The organism is Pseudomonas sp. Leaf15 (assembly GCF_001421425.1).
Taxonomy (GTDB): domain Bacteria; phylum Pseudomonadota; class Gammaproteobacteria; order Pseudomonadales; family Pseudomonadaceae; genus Aquipseudomonas; species Aquipseudomonas salomonii.
The window spans coordinates 366,619-381,463 of the sequence record NZ_LMKI01000032.1 but is presented as its reverse complement, the minus strand read 5'-3'; the positions used below and the strand labels follow the sequence as shown (position 1 = coordinate 381,463).

The 14,845-nt window shown below is 61.6% G+C and carries 12 protein-coding genes; all 12 read left to right on the top strand.

All coding sequences use genetic code 11. The features are described 5' to 3' along the window. The first annotated feature begins 7 nt into the window (after nt 1-7). Nucleotides 8-718, top strand: coding sequence for a histidine utilization repressor (gene hutC, locus ASE80_RS21125; RefSeq protein ID WP_017738808.1), 711 nt, complete (start codon nt 8-10; stop codon nt 716-718). After that, a complete protein-coding gene (locus ASE80_RS21120) occupies nt 715-1,275 on the top strand; it encodes a HutD/Ves family protein (RefSeq protein ID WP_056860654.1) in 561 nt (186 codons plus the stop codon). Before hutC ends, ASE80_RS21120 begins: the two co-directional genes overlap by 4 nt. Before the next feature lie 402 nt (nt 1,276-1,677). Beyond that, nucleotides 1,678-3,363, top strand: a complete 1,686-nt coding sequence (gene hutU, locus ASE80_RS21115; protein ID WP_236708858.1) for a urocanate hydratase — start codon at nt 1,678-1,680, stop codon at nt 3,361-3,363. Between the two features lie 191 nt (nt 3,364-3,554). Next, nucleotides 3,555-5,000 carry a purine-cytosine permease family protein gene (locus tag ASE80_RS21110; RefSeq protein ID WP_056860652.1) on the top strand — a complete coding sequence of 482 codons (1,446 nt, stop codon included), beginning with the start codon at nt 3,555-3,557 and terminating at the stop codon, nt 4,998-5,000. A gap of 69 nt (nt 5,001-5,069) precedes the next feature. Further along, nucleotides 5,070-6,035, top strand: a complete 966-nt coding sequence (locus tag ASE80_RS21105; protein WP_056860651.1) for an ABC transporter substrate-binding protein — start codon at nt 5,070-5,072, stop codon at nt 6,033-6,035. Nucleotides 6,036-6,107: 72 nt separating this feature from the next. Further along, nucleotides 6,108-6,959, top strand: a complete 852-nt coding sequence (locus ASE80_RS21100; protein ID WP_017138613.1) for an ABC transporter permease — start codon at nt 6,108-6,110, stop codon at nt 6,957-6,959. Then, nucleotides 6,956-7,780 (top strand): quaternary amine ABC transporter ATP-binding protein, encoded by an 825-nt coding sequence (locus ASE80_RS21095; RefSeq protein ID WP_056860650.1) that lies wholly within the window; start codon nt 6,956-6,958, stop codon nt 7,778-7,780. The genes ASE80_RS21100 and ASE80_RS21095 overlap by 4 nt, the downstream gene beginning before the upstream one ends. 131 nt (nt 7,781-7,911) lie before the next feature. After that, nucleotides 7,912-9,435: an HAL/PAL/TAL family ammonia-lyase gene (locus ASE80_RS21090; RefSeq protein ID WP_056860649.1), complete on the top strand. Its 1,524-nt coding sequence runs from the start codon at nt 7,912-7,914 to the stop codon at nt 9,433-9,435. An 18-nt stretch (nt 9,436-9,453) separates the two neighbouring features. Beyond that, nucleotides 9,454-10,992: a histidine ammonia-lyase gene (hutH, locus tag ASE80_RS21085; protein WP_111452784.1), complete on the top strand. Its 1,539-nt coding sequence runs from the start codon at nt 9,454-9,456 to the stop codon at nt 10,990-10,992. Between the two features lie 220 nt (nt 10,993-11,212). Next, nucleotides 11,213-12,622: an amino acid permease gene (locus ASE80_RS21080; protein WP_056860648.1), complete on the top strand. Its 1,410-nt coding sequence runs from the start codon at nt 11,213-11,215 to the stop codon at nt 12,620-12,622. 15 nt (nt 12,623-12,637) lie between these two features. Continuing rightward, nucleotides 12,638-13,843 (top strand): imidazolonepropionase, encoded by a 1,206-nt coding sequence (hutI, locus tag ASE80_RS21075; RefSeq protein WP_056860647.1) that lies wholly within the window; start codon nt 12,638-12,640, stop codon nt 13,841-13,843. Nucleotides 13,844-13,854: 11 nt separating this feature from the next. Next, complete coding sequence (gene hutG, locus ASE80_RS21070; RefSeq protein ID WP_056860646.1) at nt 13,855-14,655, top strand: N-formylglutamate deformylase; 801 nt, start codon at nt 13,855-13,857, stop codon at nt 14,653-14,655. Nucleotides 14,656-14,845 lie beyond the last annotated feature (190 nt).

Sequence of the window (14,845 nt, the reverse complement as noted above, 5' to 3'; positions counted from 1 at the left end):
TGCCCACATGGACGAAAGTCCGGCGCCCTTGTATGCCCGCGTCAAACAGATGATCAGCCAGCAAATCCTCAACGGCAACTGGCCGCCCCATTACCGCGTGCCGTCGGAGAGCGAACTGGTCAGCCAGTTGGGCTTCAGCCGCATGACCATCAACCGCGCCCTGCGCGAACTCACCGCCGAAGGTCTGCTGGTGCGCATGCAAGGCGTCGGCACCTTCGTCGCCGAGCCCAAGAGCCAGTCGGCGCTGTTTGAAGTGCACAACATTGCCGATGAGATCGCCTCGCGCGGTCATCGACATACCTGCCAGGTTATTCACCTGGGCGAAGAGGCCGCCGGTTCCGAGCGCGCCGTGGCCCTGGAAATGCGTGAGGGTGGGCGGGTGTTCCACTCGCTGATCGTGCATTTTGAAAACGATATTCCCGTGCAAATCGAAGACCGCTTCGTCAACGCCCTGGTGGCGCCGGAATACCTGCAGCAGGATTTCACCCAACAAACGCCGTACGCCTACCTCAACCAGGTCGCACCCCTGACCGAGGGCGAGCATGTGGTTGAAGCCATCCTCGCCGACGCCGCCGAGTGCAAGCTGTTGCAGATCGAACCGAGCGAGCCCTGCCTGTTGATTCGCCGCCGCACCTGGTCCGGCCGCCAGCCGGTCACCGCCGCGCGTTTGATCCACCCCGGTTCCCGTCATAGCCTGGAAGGACGTTTCAGTAAATGAGTGCAGTGAAAGTCTGGCGCGCCACCGATTACATCCGCATGCCGTGGAAAAACGGCGGCGGCAGCACCGAAGAAATCACCCGTGACGCAGGTACTGGCCTGGATGGCTTTGGCTGGCGCCTGTCGATTGCCGATATTGCCGAGTCGGGCGGTTTTTCTACCTTTGCCGGCTACCAGCGCGTGATTACCGTGATCAAAGGCGCGGGTATGGTCCTGACCGTAGACGGCGAGGAACAGCGCGGGTTGTTACCGTTGCAGCCGTTTGCGTTCAAGGGTGAAAGTGAAGTGTCGTGCCGCCTGATCACCGGGCCGATCCGCGATTTCAACCTGATTTATTCGCTTGAGCGTTACCACGCACGGTTGCAATGGATTGACGGCGTGCAGCGGTTTTTCAGCACGGCGCACACGGTGTTGGTGTTCAGTGTGGCGGATGAAGTGAAGGTGCTGGGTGAAAAGCTCGGCCATCACGATTGCTTGCAAATCGACGGTAACGACGACCTGCTCGACCTCCCGATAACCGGCCGTTGCTGCCTGATCGAACTGACCGCACGCGGTTAAAAAACTGTGGGAGCTGGCTTGCCTGCGATAGCGGTGTGTCAGTCAGCACATCTGATGCTGACACACCGCTATCGCAGGCAAGCCAGCTCCCACATTTGCTTTTCATTGTTCATAAGAGCTGTTTCCAGCCGCGCACCAATTTGTTACCGAATGCCCCAGCTTGGCGCAATGCCAGGCTGTCCTGAACAATGTTCCCGTCCGCAAACTCCCTCTGTAAGAAAATTCACCAAGCCTCAAAGCCTTAATTTCCGAGGCTTTCAAGCACCTCCCAAAAAAATCTCACCCGCTCTCTCACCAAGTTGGCCGCTTGATTGCATATGCTTGTACATACAAGTAAAGATGTGTGCGTAAGACTCTCCTTCGCACCATCAATGTTCGCGCACCATGCCGAGGAGTCCAGCTGTGACCGATTTTTCGAAAGCCAAGCCTACTAAATACCGTGACGTCGAAATCCGTGCCGCTCGCGGTAACAAGCTCACCGCCAAAAGCTGGCTGACTGAAGCACCGTTGCGCATGCTGATGAACAACCTCGACCCGCAAGTGGCCGAGAACCCGAAAGAATTGGTGGTGTACGGCGGTATCGGCCGTGCGGCGCGTAACTGGGAGTGCTACGACCAGATCGTCGAGAGCCTCACTAACCTGAATGACGACGAGACCCTGCTGGTGCAATCCGGCAAGCCGGTCGGCGTGTTCAAGACCCACAGCAACGCCCCGCGCGTGCTGATCGCCAACTCCAACCTGGTGCCGCACTGGGCCAGTTGGGAGCACTTTAACGAACTGGATGCCAAGGGCCTGGCCATGTATGGCCAGATGACCGCCGGCAGCTGGATCTACATCGGCAGCCAGGGCATCGTGCAGGGCACCTACGAAACCTTCGTCGAAGCCGGCCGCCAGCATTACAACAGCGACCTCACCGGTCGCTGGGTCCTCACCGCCGGCCTCGGCGGCATGGGCGGCGCTCAGCCGTTGGCTGCGACCCTGGCTGGCGCCTGCTCGCTGAACATCGAGTGCCAGCAGGTCAGCATCGATTTTCGTCTGGCCAGCCGTTATGTCGACGAGCAAGCCACCGACCTCGACGACGCCCTGGCGCGCATCGCCAAATACACCCAGGAAGGCAAGGCCATCTCCATCGCCTTGCTGGGCAACGCGGCCGAAATCCTGCCGGAACTGATCAAGCGCGGCGTGCGCCCGGACATGGTCACCGACCAGACCAGCGCCCACGACCCACTCAACGGCTACCTGCCGGCCGGCTGGACCTGGGACGAATACCGCGCCCGCGCCAAGACCGAGCCGGCTGCCGTGATCAAGGCTGCCAAGCAGTCGATGGCCGTGCACGTCAAAGCCATGCTGGAATTCCAGAAGCAAGGCATTCCGACCTTCGACTACGGCAACAACATCCGCCAGATGGCCCAGGAAGAAGGCGTGGAAAACGCCTTCGACTTCCCAGGCTTCGTACCGGCCTACATCCGCCCACTGTTCTGCCGTGGCATCGGCCCGTTCCGCTGGGTTGCACTGTCGGGCGACCCGCAAGACATCTACAAGACCGATGCCAAAGTCAAAGAGCTGATCCCGGACGACGCACACCTGCATAACTGGCTGGACATGGCCCGCGAGCGCATCAGCTTCCAGGGCCTGCCGGCACGTATCTGCTGGGTTGGCCTGGGCCAGCGCGCCAAGCTTGGCCTGGCGTTCAACGAAATGGTACGCAGCGGCGAGCTGTCGGCGCCGGTGGTGATCGGCCGTGATCACCTCGACTCCGGCTCGGTCGCAAGCCCGAACCGCGAAACCGAAGCCATGCAGGACGGCTCCGACGCCGTGTCCGACTGGCCACTGCTCAACGCCCTGCTCAACACCGCAAGCGGCGCGACCTGGGTTTCGCTGCACCACGGCGGTGGCGTGGGCATGGGCTTCTCCCAGCACTCGGGCATGGTGATCGTCTGCGACGGCACCGACGAAGCGGCTGAGCGCATTGCCCGCGTACTGCACAACGACCCGGCCACGGGGGTGATGCGTCACGCCGATGCCGGTTACCAGATCGCCATCGACTGCGCCAAGGAACAGGGCCTCAACCTGCCGATGATCAAGTAACGGCTGGCCTGGTTCCTGTGGGAGCTGGCTTGTGTGGGAGCTGGCTTGCCTGCGATGCAGGCGACTCGGTCTCTCGGCAGAACCGAGGGGATGCCATCGCAGGCAAGCCAGCTCCCACATTTGCCCTGCTGTGTACACAAGACATGTTTCACCCGCACCACCGAAAAACAATCCATCAGAGGTTGAACAACATGGCTGCAAATGACACCACACCGTTGATCGAAAGGCGTTCGATCGACTACATCCCGGAAGCGGAAAGACACGGTCGTCTATTGAGCCAGTTCACCCTGTGGATGGGTGCCAACCTGCAAATCACCGCGATTGTCACCGGGGCCTTGGCCGTGGTGCTCGGCGGTGATGTGTTCTGGTCGTTGATCGGTCTGTTGATCGGCCAACTCATCGGCGGCGGCGTCATGGCGTTGCATGCGGCGCAAGGGCCAAAGCTTGGCCTGCCACAGATGATCTCCAGCCGGGTGCAGTTCGGCGTTTATGGTGCAGCCATTCCGATTGTGCTGGTTTGTTTGATGTACCTCGGTTTTACCGCGACCGGGACCGTGCTGTCGGGGCAGGCGCTGGGCCAGTTGTTCGGGGTCAGCGACAGCGTCGGTATCCTGATTTTTGCCAGCGTGATCGTACTGGTTACCGTACTGGGTTACCGGGTGATCCACTTTATCGGGCGTGTCGCCAGCGTCATTGGCGTGATTGCCTTCGTCTATCTGTTCAGTCGTTTGATGAGCCAGACCGACGTTGGTGCGCTTTTGCAGATTCGCCACTTCAGCTGGAGCAGTTTCCTGCTGGCGGTATCGCTCGCGGCCTCCTGGCAGATCGCCTTCGGCCCTTACGTGGCGGACTATTCACGTTACCTGCCAAGCAAAACATCTTCGCTGAAAACCTTTTTCGCTGCCGGCGCGGGTTCAGTCATTGGTGCTCAGGTGGCGATGGTCCTTGGCGTGTTTGCCGCGGCCATGTCCAACGGGCAATTTGCCGGTCACGAAGTCGCCTACATCGTCGGGTTAAGTGGTACGGGCGCCACCGCTGCGCTGCTGTACTTCAGCATCGCGTTCGGCAAGGTCACCATCTCTACCCTGAACTCCTACGGCAGCTTCATGTGCATTGCCACCATCATCAGCGGCTTCCGTGGTCGCCTGGAGGTTACGCGCCTGCAACGTCTGGTGTTCGTGCTGGTGATTGTCGGCACTGCAACCCTGATCGCGTTGCTCGGCCAGCACTCGTTCCTCGGTGCGTTCAAGTCTTTCATCCTGTTTCTGCTGGCGTTCTTCACGCCGTGGAGTGCGATCAACCTGGTGGATTACTACTGCATCACCCGCGAGCGCTATGACGTACCGGCCTTGGCCGACCCGAAGGGCCGCTACGGTCGCTGGAACCTGCTCGGTATCAGCGTCTATGTGTTCGGCGTGCTGGTGCAGTTGCCGTTCATCTCTACCAAGTTCTACACCGGCCCCTTGGTTGCCGCGCTGGGTGATGTGGATATCTCCTGGATCATCGGCCTGGTACTGCCTGCGGCCCTGTATTACGTGTGTGCGAAAAAATGGCACGGCACAGTGCCCGATCACCTGATCCTGCCAATAGAGCAGGGCGCTGCACCAACGACAAACGGGCTGGCTGCACAAGCCTGATGGGACGTGGACAGGGCAGGATGCCTACTGACTGCCGTAATCCATTTCAAGATTGGGAGCGTCACAACAATGAAGATGAATAAAACCCTGCTGGCCACCGTGTTATCTGCAGGCTTGCTGGCCTCTGCCGGCGCCCAGGCGGCGGGTTGGTGCGAGTCCGGCAAACCGGTGAAATTCGCCGGGCTGAACTGGGAAAGCGGCATGTTGCTCACCGACATCCTGCAAACCGTGCTGGAGAAAGGCTACGGCTGCAAAACCGACAGCCTGCCGGGCAACTCCATCACCATGGAAAACGCCCTGAGCAGCAACGACATCCAGGTGTTCGCCGAAGAGTGGGTAGGCCGCAGCGAAGTCTGGAACAAGGCCGAGAAGGCCGGCAAAGTCGTTGGCGTTGGCGCGCCCGTTGTCGGTGCCGTCGAAGGCTGGTACGTGCCGCGTTACGTGATCGAAGGCGACGCCAAGCGCAAGCTGGAACCCAAGGCGCCGGACCTGAAAAACATTGCCGACCTGGCTAAATACGCCTCGGTGTTCAAGGACCAGGAAGAGCCGTCCAAAGGCCGCTTCTATAACTGCCCGGCCGGCTGGACCTGTGAGCTGGACAACAGCGAGATGCTCAAAAGCTATGGCCTGGAAAGCACCTACACCAACTTCCGCCCTGGCACCGGCCCGGCGCTGGATGCCGCTGTACTGTCGAGCTACAAGCGTGGCGAGCCGATCCTGTTCTACTACTGGTCGCCCACCCCGCTGATGGGCCAGGTTGATCTGGTCAAGCTCGAAGAGAAGCCCGGTGTGGATAAAAGCGTGAGCATCAAGGTCGGCCTGTCCAAAACCTTCCACGAGCAAGCGCCGGAACTGGTAGCGGTGCTGGAAAAGGTCAACCTGCCTATCGACCTGCTTAACCAGAACCTCGGTCGCATGGCCAAAGAGCGGATTGAGTCGCCAAAACTGGCGAAAATTTTCCTCAAGGAACATCCTGAAGTCTGGCACGCATGGGTGAGCGACGACGCAGCCAAGAAAATCGACGCGGCCTTGTAGGTCAAGGGTGTCCGGCTACCCTGAGGGGTTAGCCGGGCACACGGCCACAACCCACTGGATCGAGAGCACGCTATGTTTCCTGAGAGTTTTACGTTTTCCATCGCCGACTGGGTCAACGGTTGGGTGGACTCACTGGTCACCAACTACGGTGATGTGTTTCGGCACATCTCCGACACGCTGTTATGGGCCATCGTCAACCTGGAAGGCTTGCTGCGCGCCGCGCCCTGGTGGCTGATGCTGGCCATTGTCGGCGGCATCGCCTGGCACGCCACCCGCAAGGTGGTGACCACGGCGGTGATCGTCGGTCTGCTGTTCCTGGTGGGCGCGGTTGGCCTGTGGGACAAGCTGATGCAAACCCTGGCGCTGATGATGGTCGCCACGGTGATCTCGGTGCTGATCGGCATTCCGCTGGGCATCCTGTCGGCACGCAGCAATCGCCTGCGTTCAGTATTGATGCCGCTGCTCGACATCATGCAAACCATGCCCAGCTTCGTGTACTTGATCCCTGTGCTGATGCTGTTTGGCCTGGGCAAGGTGCCGGCGATTTTCGCCACGGTGATCTACGCCGCGCCGCCGCTGATTCGCCTCACCGACTTGGGCATTCGCCAGGTCGACGGCGAAGTCATGGAAGCCATCAACGCCTTTGGTGCCAACCGCTGGCAGCAACTGTTTGGCGTGCAACTGCCGCTGGCGCTGCCGAGCATCATGGCCGGTATCAACCAGACCACCATGATGGCGTTGTCGATGGTGGTGATCGCCTCGATGATCGGCGCCCGTGGCCTGGGTGAAGACGTGCTTGTCGGCATCCAGACGCTTAACGTCGGCCGTGGCCTCGAAGCCGGGCTGGCGATTGTGATTCTTGCAGTGGTCATCGACCGCATTACCCAGGCCTATGGTCGTCCACGGCATGAGGCGAGCAAATGACTACTGTCAGCAAAATTGAAGTTAAAAACGTCTTCAAGATTTTCGGCAACCGCTCCAAGGAAGCCCTGGCGATGGTTGGTCAGGGCAAGACCAAGGACCAGGTGCTGGCCGAGACCGGTTGCGTGGTTGGCGTGAATGACCTGTCGCTGAGTATTGGCACTGGCGAGATCTTTGTGATCATGGGCCTGTCGGGTTCGGGCAAGTCCACGTTGGTACGCCACTTCAACCGCCTGATCGACCCGACCAGCGGCGCGATCCTGGTGGACGGCGAAGACATCCTGCAACTGGACATGGAAGCCCTGCGTCAATTCCGTCGCCACAAGATCAGCATGGTGTTCCAGAGCTTCGGCCTGTTGCCCCACAAGAGCGTGCTCGACAACGTCGCCTACGGCCTCAAGGTGCGCGGCGAAACCCAGCAGGTGTGCGCCGAACGTGCGCTGCACTGGATCGAAACCGTGGGCCTGAAGGGCTACGAAAACAAATACCCGCACCAGCTTTCCGGTGGCATGCGTCAACGTGTGGGCCTGGCCCGCGCCTTGGCGGCGGATACCGACATCATCCTGATGGACGAAGCCTTCAGCGCCCTCGACCCGTTGATTCGCGCCGAGATGCAGGACCAGTTGCTGGAGCTGCAAAAGACCCTGCACAAGACCATCGTGTTCATTACTCACGACCTCGACGAGGCGGTGCGCATCGGCAACCGCATTGCGATTCTCAAGGACGGCAAGCTGATCCAGGTCGGCACGCCGCGCGAGATTCTGCATTCGCCGGCGGATGAGTATGTGGACCGGTTTGTTCAGCGCCGGGCGGCGGTGGTTTAGCTGATCGTTCCCACGCTCTGCGTGGGAATGCATCCCGTGACGCTCCGCGTCACACCTGACAGCGGGACGCGGAGCGTCCCAGGCGGCGTTCCCACGCAGAGCGTGGGAACGATCAATTCAAGAGGCTCAAGATGTCCCAGGCAACAACAATCATCATCGCCGACGCCCCGATGCGTTGGCAGGACGTGGTCGCCGTCGCCCGCCACGGCGCCGTGCTCGAACTCTCGGGCCACGCCTGGGCGCGCATCGACAATGCCCAGGCCATCGTGCAGCGCATCGTCACCAGCGGCGAACGCGCCTATGGCGTGAACACCGGCCTGGGCGCGCTGTGCAATGTGTCGCTCAAAGGCGAACAACTCAGCCAGCTGTCGCGCAACACCCTGCTGAGCCACGCCTGCGGCGTCGGCCCGGTGCTGAGCGACGAACAGACCCGCGCGATCATCTGCGCGGCCGTCATCAACTACAGCCACGGCAAATCCGGCCTGCACCCGCAGGTGGTGCATTCGCTGCTGGCGTTGCTCAACCATGGCATCACCCCGCAAGTGCCGTCCCAGGGCTCGGTGGGCTACCTGACCCACATGGCCCACATTGGCGTGGCCTTGCTCGGCGTTGGTGAGGTGAGCTATCGCGGCCAGATCGTGACGGCGCAAGCGGCATTAAAAGCCGAAGGTTTACAGCCTGTGGTGCTCGGCGCCAAAGACGGCCTGTGCCTGGTCAACGGCACGCCGTGCATGACCGGCCTGAGCTGTCTGGCCCTGGCCGATGCGCATCACCTGCTGCAATGGGCTGACGTGATCGGCGCCATGAGTTTTGAGGCCCAGCGTGGTCAGATCGATGCCTTTGACGAAGCCATCATCGCCCTCAAGCCACACCCAGGCATGCAGCAAGTCGGTATCAACCTGCGGGCCTTGCTCGACGGCAGTGAAGTGATCGCCAGCAGCAAAGGTATCCGCACCCAGGACGCGCTGAGCATCCGCTCGATCCCGCAGATTCACGGTGCGGCGCGTGATCAGGTGGAACACGCCACGCGCCAGATCGAGACCGAACTCAACAGCGCCACCGACAACCCGCTGGTGCTCGGCACGCCGGACAACTACCGCGTGGTGTCCCAGGCCAACCCGCACGGGCAGTCTGTGGCGCTGGCGGCCGATATGCTCGCCATCGCCATGGCCGAAATCGGCTCGGTGGCGGAGCGTCGCCTCGACCGCCTGATCAACCCGCATGTCAGTGGCTTGCCGGCGTTCCTGGTCAGCAACCCTGGGGTCAACTCCGGGATGATGATCGTGCAGTACGTCGCCGCCTCGCTGTGCGGGCAGAACCGTCAGCTGGCGCAACCGGCGGTGCTCGACAATTTCGTCACCTCGGGGCTGCAGGAAGACCATCTGAGCATGGGCACGAATGCCGCGCTCAAGCTGCATCAGCTGTTGGCCAACGTCACCCAGATTCTCGCCATCGAGTACCTGTTGGCGGCCCAGGCGTTCGAGTTTTTGCAGGACCAGCGTTTCGGTGCGGGCACTGACAGTGCCTGGCGTCTGTTGCGTGAAAAAGTCCCACCTTACGAGCAAGACCGCTGGCTGGCGCCGGACATCGCGAGCGCCGCCGCGCTGCTCAAGGACACCGCTTTGCTGCACCACGTATTACCTAATTTGCACTAAGAATAATTCACAAGGAGCATGAATGTGACTGCGCTAAATTTGATTCCAGGCCAACTGAGCCTTGCCCAACTGCGAGCCATCTACCAGCAGCCGGTAACCCTCAGTCTGGATGACAGCGCCACGGCGCAGATCGAAGCCAGTGTGGCCTGCGTGGAGCAGATTCTCGCCGAGAACCGCACCGCCTACGGCATCAACACCGGTTTCGGCCTGCTGGCCTCGACCCGCATCGCCAGCGAAGACCTGGAAAACCTCCAGCGTTCCCTGGTGCTGTCCCACGCCGCCGGCGTCGGTGAGCCGATCAGCGACGCGCTGGTGCGGCTGGTCATGGTGCTCAAGGTCAACAGCCTGAGCCGTGGGTTCTCCGGTATTCGTCGCCAGGTGATCGACGCGCTGATCGCACTGATCAACGCCGAGGTGTACCCGCACATTCCGCTTAAAGGTTCGGTCGGCGCTTCCGGCGACTTGGCACCATTGGCGCATATGTCGCTGGTGCTGCTGGGCGAAGGCAAGGCGCGCTACAAGGGCGAATGGCTGGAAGCCACCGAAGCGCTAAAGGTTGCCGGCCTGACGCCGCTGACGCTGGCGGCCAAGGAAGGCCTGGCGCTGCTGAACGGCACGCAGGTGTCCACCGCGTACGCGCTACGCGGCCTGTTCGAAGGCGAAGACTTGTTCGCCGGTGCGCTGGCTTGCGGCGCGCTCACAGTGGAAGCGGTGCTCGGCTCGCGCTCGCCGTTCGACGCGCGTATCCATGCCGCCCGTGGCCAGCGTGGGCAGATCGATGCGGCTGCGGCCTATCGCGACCTGCTCGGCGAGAGCAGCCAGGTGTCCCAGTCGCACCAGAACTGCGACAAAGTACAAGACCCGTATTCCCTGCGTTGCCAGCCGCAAGTCATGGGCGCCTGCCTGACCCAGTTCCGCCAGTCCGCCGACGTGCTGGTGGTAGAGGCCAACGCCGTGTCGGATAACCCGCTGGTGTTTGCTGCCGAAGGCGACGTGATCTCCGGCGGCAACTTCCACGCCGAGCCGGTGGCCATGGCTGCCGACAACATGGCGCTGGCGATCGCAGAGATCGGTTCGCTGAGCGAGCGTCGTATCTCGTTGATGATGGACAAGCACATGTCGCAACTGCCGCCGTTTTTGGTCGGCAACGGCGGGGTGAACTCCGGCTTCATGATCGCCCAGGTCACCGCTGCGGCGCTCGCCAGTGAGAACAAGGCGCTGGCGCATCCCCATAGCGTGGACAGCATCCCGACGTCGGCCAACCAGGAAGACCACGTGTCGATGGCCCCGGCTGCGGGCAAGCGCTTGTGGGAAATGGCTGAGAACACCCGTGGCGTACTCGCAGTCGAGTGGCTGGCGGCGTGCCAGGGCCTGGACCTGCGCGACGGTTTGAAAACCTCGACCAAGCTGGAAAAAGCCCGCGCGATTCTGCGCGACAAAGTGGCGTTCTATGAAAAGGACCGCTTCTTTGCTCCGGACATCAATGCCGCCAGCGAACTGCTCGCCAGCCGCTGCCTGAATGAGCTGGTGCCGGCCAAGCTCCTGCCGAGCTTGTAACCGCAACGCAACCCAGTGTGGGAGCTGGCTTGCCTGCGATAGCTATCTGTCAGTTGAAACATGTGTGACTGACATACGATCGTTCCCACGCTCTGCGTGGGAATGCTGCCCTGGACGCTCCGCGTCCGCTTTCAGAGTCGTGACGCGGAGCGTCACAGGATGTGTTCCCACGCGGAGCGTGGGAACGATCTTCTCCTCATAAAAATAATAGGGACGAGAAATGCACCAGCAAGAAAAGGGTTTGAAACGCGGGCTTAGCGCCCGACATATTCGCTTCATGGCACTCGGTTCCGCGATCGGCACCGGGCTGTTCTATGGTTCCGCCTCCGCCATCCAAATGGCCGGCCCTGCCGTACTGCTGGCCTACCTGATCGGCGGCGCTGCGGTGTTCATGGTGATGCGCGCCCTCGGTGAAATGGCCGTGCACAACCCGGTGTCCGGCTCCTTCGGCCAGTACGCCAGCACGTACCTGGGGCCTATGGCCGGGTTTGTGCTCGGCTGGACCTACGCGTTTGAAATGATCATCGTCTGCCTCGCCGACGTCACCGCCTTTGGCATCTACATGGGCTTCTGGTTTCCCGAGGTCGCGCGCTGGGTCTGGGTGCTGGGCATCGTGTTTTTGATCGGCGGCCTGAACCTGTGCAACGTCAAAGTGTTTGGCGAGATGGAGTTCTGGCTGTCACTGCTCAAGGTCGGCGCCATCGTGGCGATGATCCTCGGCGGCTTTGGCATCATGCTGTTCGGCATTCATTCGGCGGGTGAAACCCAGGCCAGCGGCCTCAGTAACCTGTGGGCGCATGGGGGCTTCATGCCTAACGGCATCGGCGGCCTGATCGCTTCGTTCGCAGTGGTGATGTTTGCGTTTGGCGGCATCGAAATCATCGGCATCACCGCCGGTGAAGCCAAAGACCCGCAACGCGTGATTCCCAAGGCGATCAATGCGGTGCCGCTGCGCATCCTGTTGTTTTACGTGCTGACCCTGTTTGTGTTGATGGCCATCTACCCGTGGCCGCAGATCGGCAGCCAGGGCAGCCCGTTCGTGCAGATCTTCAGCAACCTGGGCATCGGCTCGGCGGCGACTATCCTCAATATCGTGGTGATCTCGGCCGCCGTCTCGGCGATCAACAGCGACATCTTCGGCGCCGGCCGCATGATGTATGGCCTGGCCCAGCAAGGGCAGGCGCCCAAGGGTTTTGCGCAGCTGTCCAAACACGGCGTGCCGTGGATGACCGTGCTGGTGATGGGCGCGGCGTTGCTCGGCGGCGTGGTGCTCAATTACCTGATCCCGGAAAACGTGTTCCTGCTGATCGCCTCGATTGCCACCTTCGCCACCGTGTGGGTTTGGCTGATGATCCTGTTTACCCAGGTCGCCATGCGCCGCTCCATGACCAGGGAACAAGTGGCCGAACTGAAATTCCCGGTGCCGTTCTGGCCCTATGCGCCAGCGGCGGCCATTGTGTTCATGCTGTTCGTGTTTGGTGTGCTGGGTTACTTCCCGGATACCCAGGCGGCTTTGCTGGTCGGCGCCGTGTGGATCGTGCTGCTGGTGCTGGCTTACCTGCTGTGGGTCAAACCCGCCGCCGGGCAAGCGGCCAAGGTCCATTACGACCCGGCTTTGTCTCATCGATAACTTAGGGAGGCATTGATGAAAACGCTTTGGCAACACTGCCACGTCGCAACCATGGCCCACGGCAAATACTCGATCATCGAGGATGCCGCGATGGTCACTGCCAATTCACTGATTGAGTGGATCGGCCCGCGCAGCGAAGTTCCGACGGCGGACTACGCCCAGGTGCATGACCTGCAAGGCGCGTGGGTCACCCCCGGGCTGATCGACTGCCACACCCACACGGTGTTCGGCGGCAATCGCAGCGGTGAATTCGAGCAGCGCCTTGAAGGCGTGAGCTACGCCGAAATCGCCGCCAAAGGTGGCGGTATTGCCAGCACCGTGCGCGCCACCCGCGCCGCCACCGAAGATGAGCTGTTTGCCAGCGCTGAAAAGCGCCTGCGCAGCTTGCTGCGTGACGGCGTGACCACGGTGGAGATCAAGTCCGGCTACGGCCTGGACCTGGTCAACGAGCGCAAGATGCTGCGGGTTGCGCGGCGCCTTGGCCAAGTGCTGCCGGTGAGCGTGCGCGCCACGTGCCTGGCAGCCCATGCGCTGCCGCCGGAGTACAAGGACCGCGCTGACGATTACATCGAGCACATCTGCGCCGAGATGCTGCCGGCGCTCGCGGCCGAAGGGCTGGTGGATGCCGTGGACGCCTTCTGTGAATACCTGGCGTTTTCCACCGAGCAGGTAGAGCGTGTGTTCAAGGTCGCCCAGCAGTTGGGCTTGCCGGTGAAGCTGCACGCCGAGCAGCTTTCCTCATTGCACGGCTCCAGCCTGGCGGCGCGTTATCACGCGCTGTCGGCCGACCACCTGGAGTTCATGACCGAAGAAGACGCCATCGCCATGGCCGCTTCCGGCACCGTCGCGGTGTTGCTGCCGGGCGCGTTCTACTTCCTGCGTGAAACCCAGTTGCCGCCGATGGAGGCGCTGCGCAAGCACGGCGTGAAAATCGCCATCGCCAGTGACCTCAACCCCGGCACCTCGCCGGCGCTGTCGGTCCGCCTGATGCTGAACATGGCCTGCACCCTGTTCCGCATGACCCCGGAAGAAGCCCTGGCCGGCGCCACGCAACATGCGGCCACCGCGCTGGGCATGGGCGACACCCATGGTTCGCTGGAAGTGGGCAAGGTTGCGGACTTTGTCGCCTGGCAGATTGATCGCCCTGCCGACCTGGCTTACTGGCTGGGCGGCGAACTGGATAAACGCGTCGTGCGCCATGGCGTCGACGTCACCGTCTGAGGAGTGTTGTTGTGGATAAGGTTCTGAATTTCAAACAAGGCCGCGTGCCGCTGTTGATCAGCATGCCCCACGCGGGTTTGCGCCTGACGCCTGCGGTCGAAGCCGGGCTGATCCCCGAGGCGCAAAGCCTGCCGGACACCGACTGGCATATCCCGACGTTGTATGACTTTGCCGAAGCACTGGGCGCCAGCACCTTGTCGGCCGAGTACTCGCGGTTTGTGATCGACCTGAACCGGCCGTCCGACGACAAGCCGCTCTACGCCGGCGCCACCACCGGGCTGTACCCGGCGACCCTGTTCGATGGCGCGCCGTTGTTCCGTGAAGGGCAGGTGCCGTCCGAAGAAGAGCGGGTAACCTACCTGCAAAAGATCTGGGGCCCGTACCACCGCACGCTGCAAGAAGAGCTGGCGCGGCTCAAGGCCGAGTTCGGCTACGCCTTGCTGTTTGATGCGCACTCGATCCGCTCGGTAATCCCGCACCTGTTCGACGGCAAGCTGCCGGACTTCAACCTCGGCACCTTCAACGGCGCGGCGTGTGACCCGGAACTGGCCAGCCAGTTGGAAGGCATCTGCGCTCAGCATCCACAGTTCACCCATGTTCTTAATGGGCGCTTCAAGGGCGGGCATATCACTCGCCACTACGGCGACCCGGCGCAGGATATTCATGCGGTGCAGTTGGAGCTGTGCCAGAGCACGTATATGGAAGAGGTTGAGCCGTTCCGGTATCGCGCGGATCTGGCTGAGCCGACGCGGGTGGTATTGAAGCAGTTGCTGGAAGGGTTGTTAGCCTGGGGGCAGAAGCGCTACAGCTGATATCGCTATCGCAGGCAAGCCAGCTCCCACATTTGAATGTATTCACAGATCAAAATGTGGGAGCTGGCTTGCCTGCGATGGGGCCTTCCGGGTCGCCCCAGTGCAACTGCCGGTCGCCACAGTTCGTGTCAGCACAGGTTCCGCTGGGTAAGGTTGTGGGTACGGTGCACCAGACGCCACTCCCCACAAT

Excerpts from the sequence above, each read along its gene's own strand:
- hutC (WP_017738808.1), top strand. The coding sequence starts at position 8 with ATGGACGAAAGTCCGGCGCCCTTGTATGCCCGCGTCAAACAGATGATC.
- ASE80_RS21120 (WP_056860654.1), top strand. The coding sequence starts at position 715 with ATGAGTGCAGTGAAAGTCTGGCGCGCCACCGATTACATCCGCATGCCG.
- ASE80_RS21110 (WP_056860652.1), top strand. The coding sequence starts at position 3,555 with ATGGCTGCAAATGACACCACACCGTTGATCGAAAGGCGTTCGATCGAC.
- ASE80_RS21105 (WP_056860651.1), top strand. The coding sequence starts at position 5,070 with ATGAAGATGAATAAAACCCTGCTGGCCACCGTGTTATCTGCAGGCTTG.
- ASE80_RS21100 (WP_017138613.1), top strand. The coding sequence starts at position 6,108 with ATGTTTCCTGAGAGTTTTACGTTTTCCATCGCCGACTGGGTCAACGGT.
- ASE80_RS21095 (WP_056860650.1), top strand. The coding sequence starts at position 6,956 with ATGACTACTGTCAGCAAAATTGAAGTTAAAAACGTCTTCAAGATTTTC.
- ASE80_RS21090 (WP_056860649.1), top strand. The coding sequence starts at position 7,912 with ATGTCCCAGGCAACAACAATCATCATCGCCGACGCCCCGATGCGTTGG.
- hutH (WP_111452784.1), top strand. The coding sequence starts at position 9,454 with ATGAATGTGACTGCGCTAAATTTGATTCCAGGCCAACTGAGCCTTGCC.
- ASE80_RS21080 (WP_056860648.1), top strand. The coding sequence starts at position 11,213 with ATGCACCAGCAAGAAAAGGGTTTGAAACGCGGGCTTAGCGCCCGACAT.
- hutI (WP_056860647.1), top strand. The coding sequence starts at position 12,638 with ATGAAAACGCTTTGGCAACACTGCCACGTCGCAACCATGGCCCACGGC.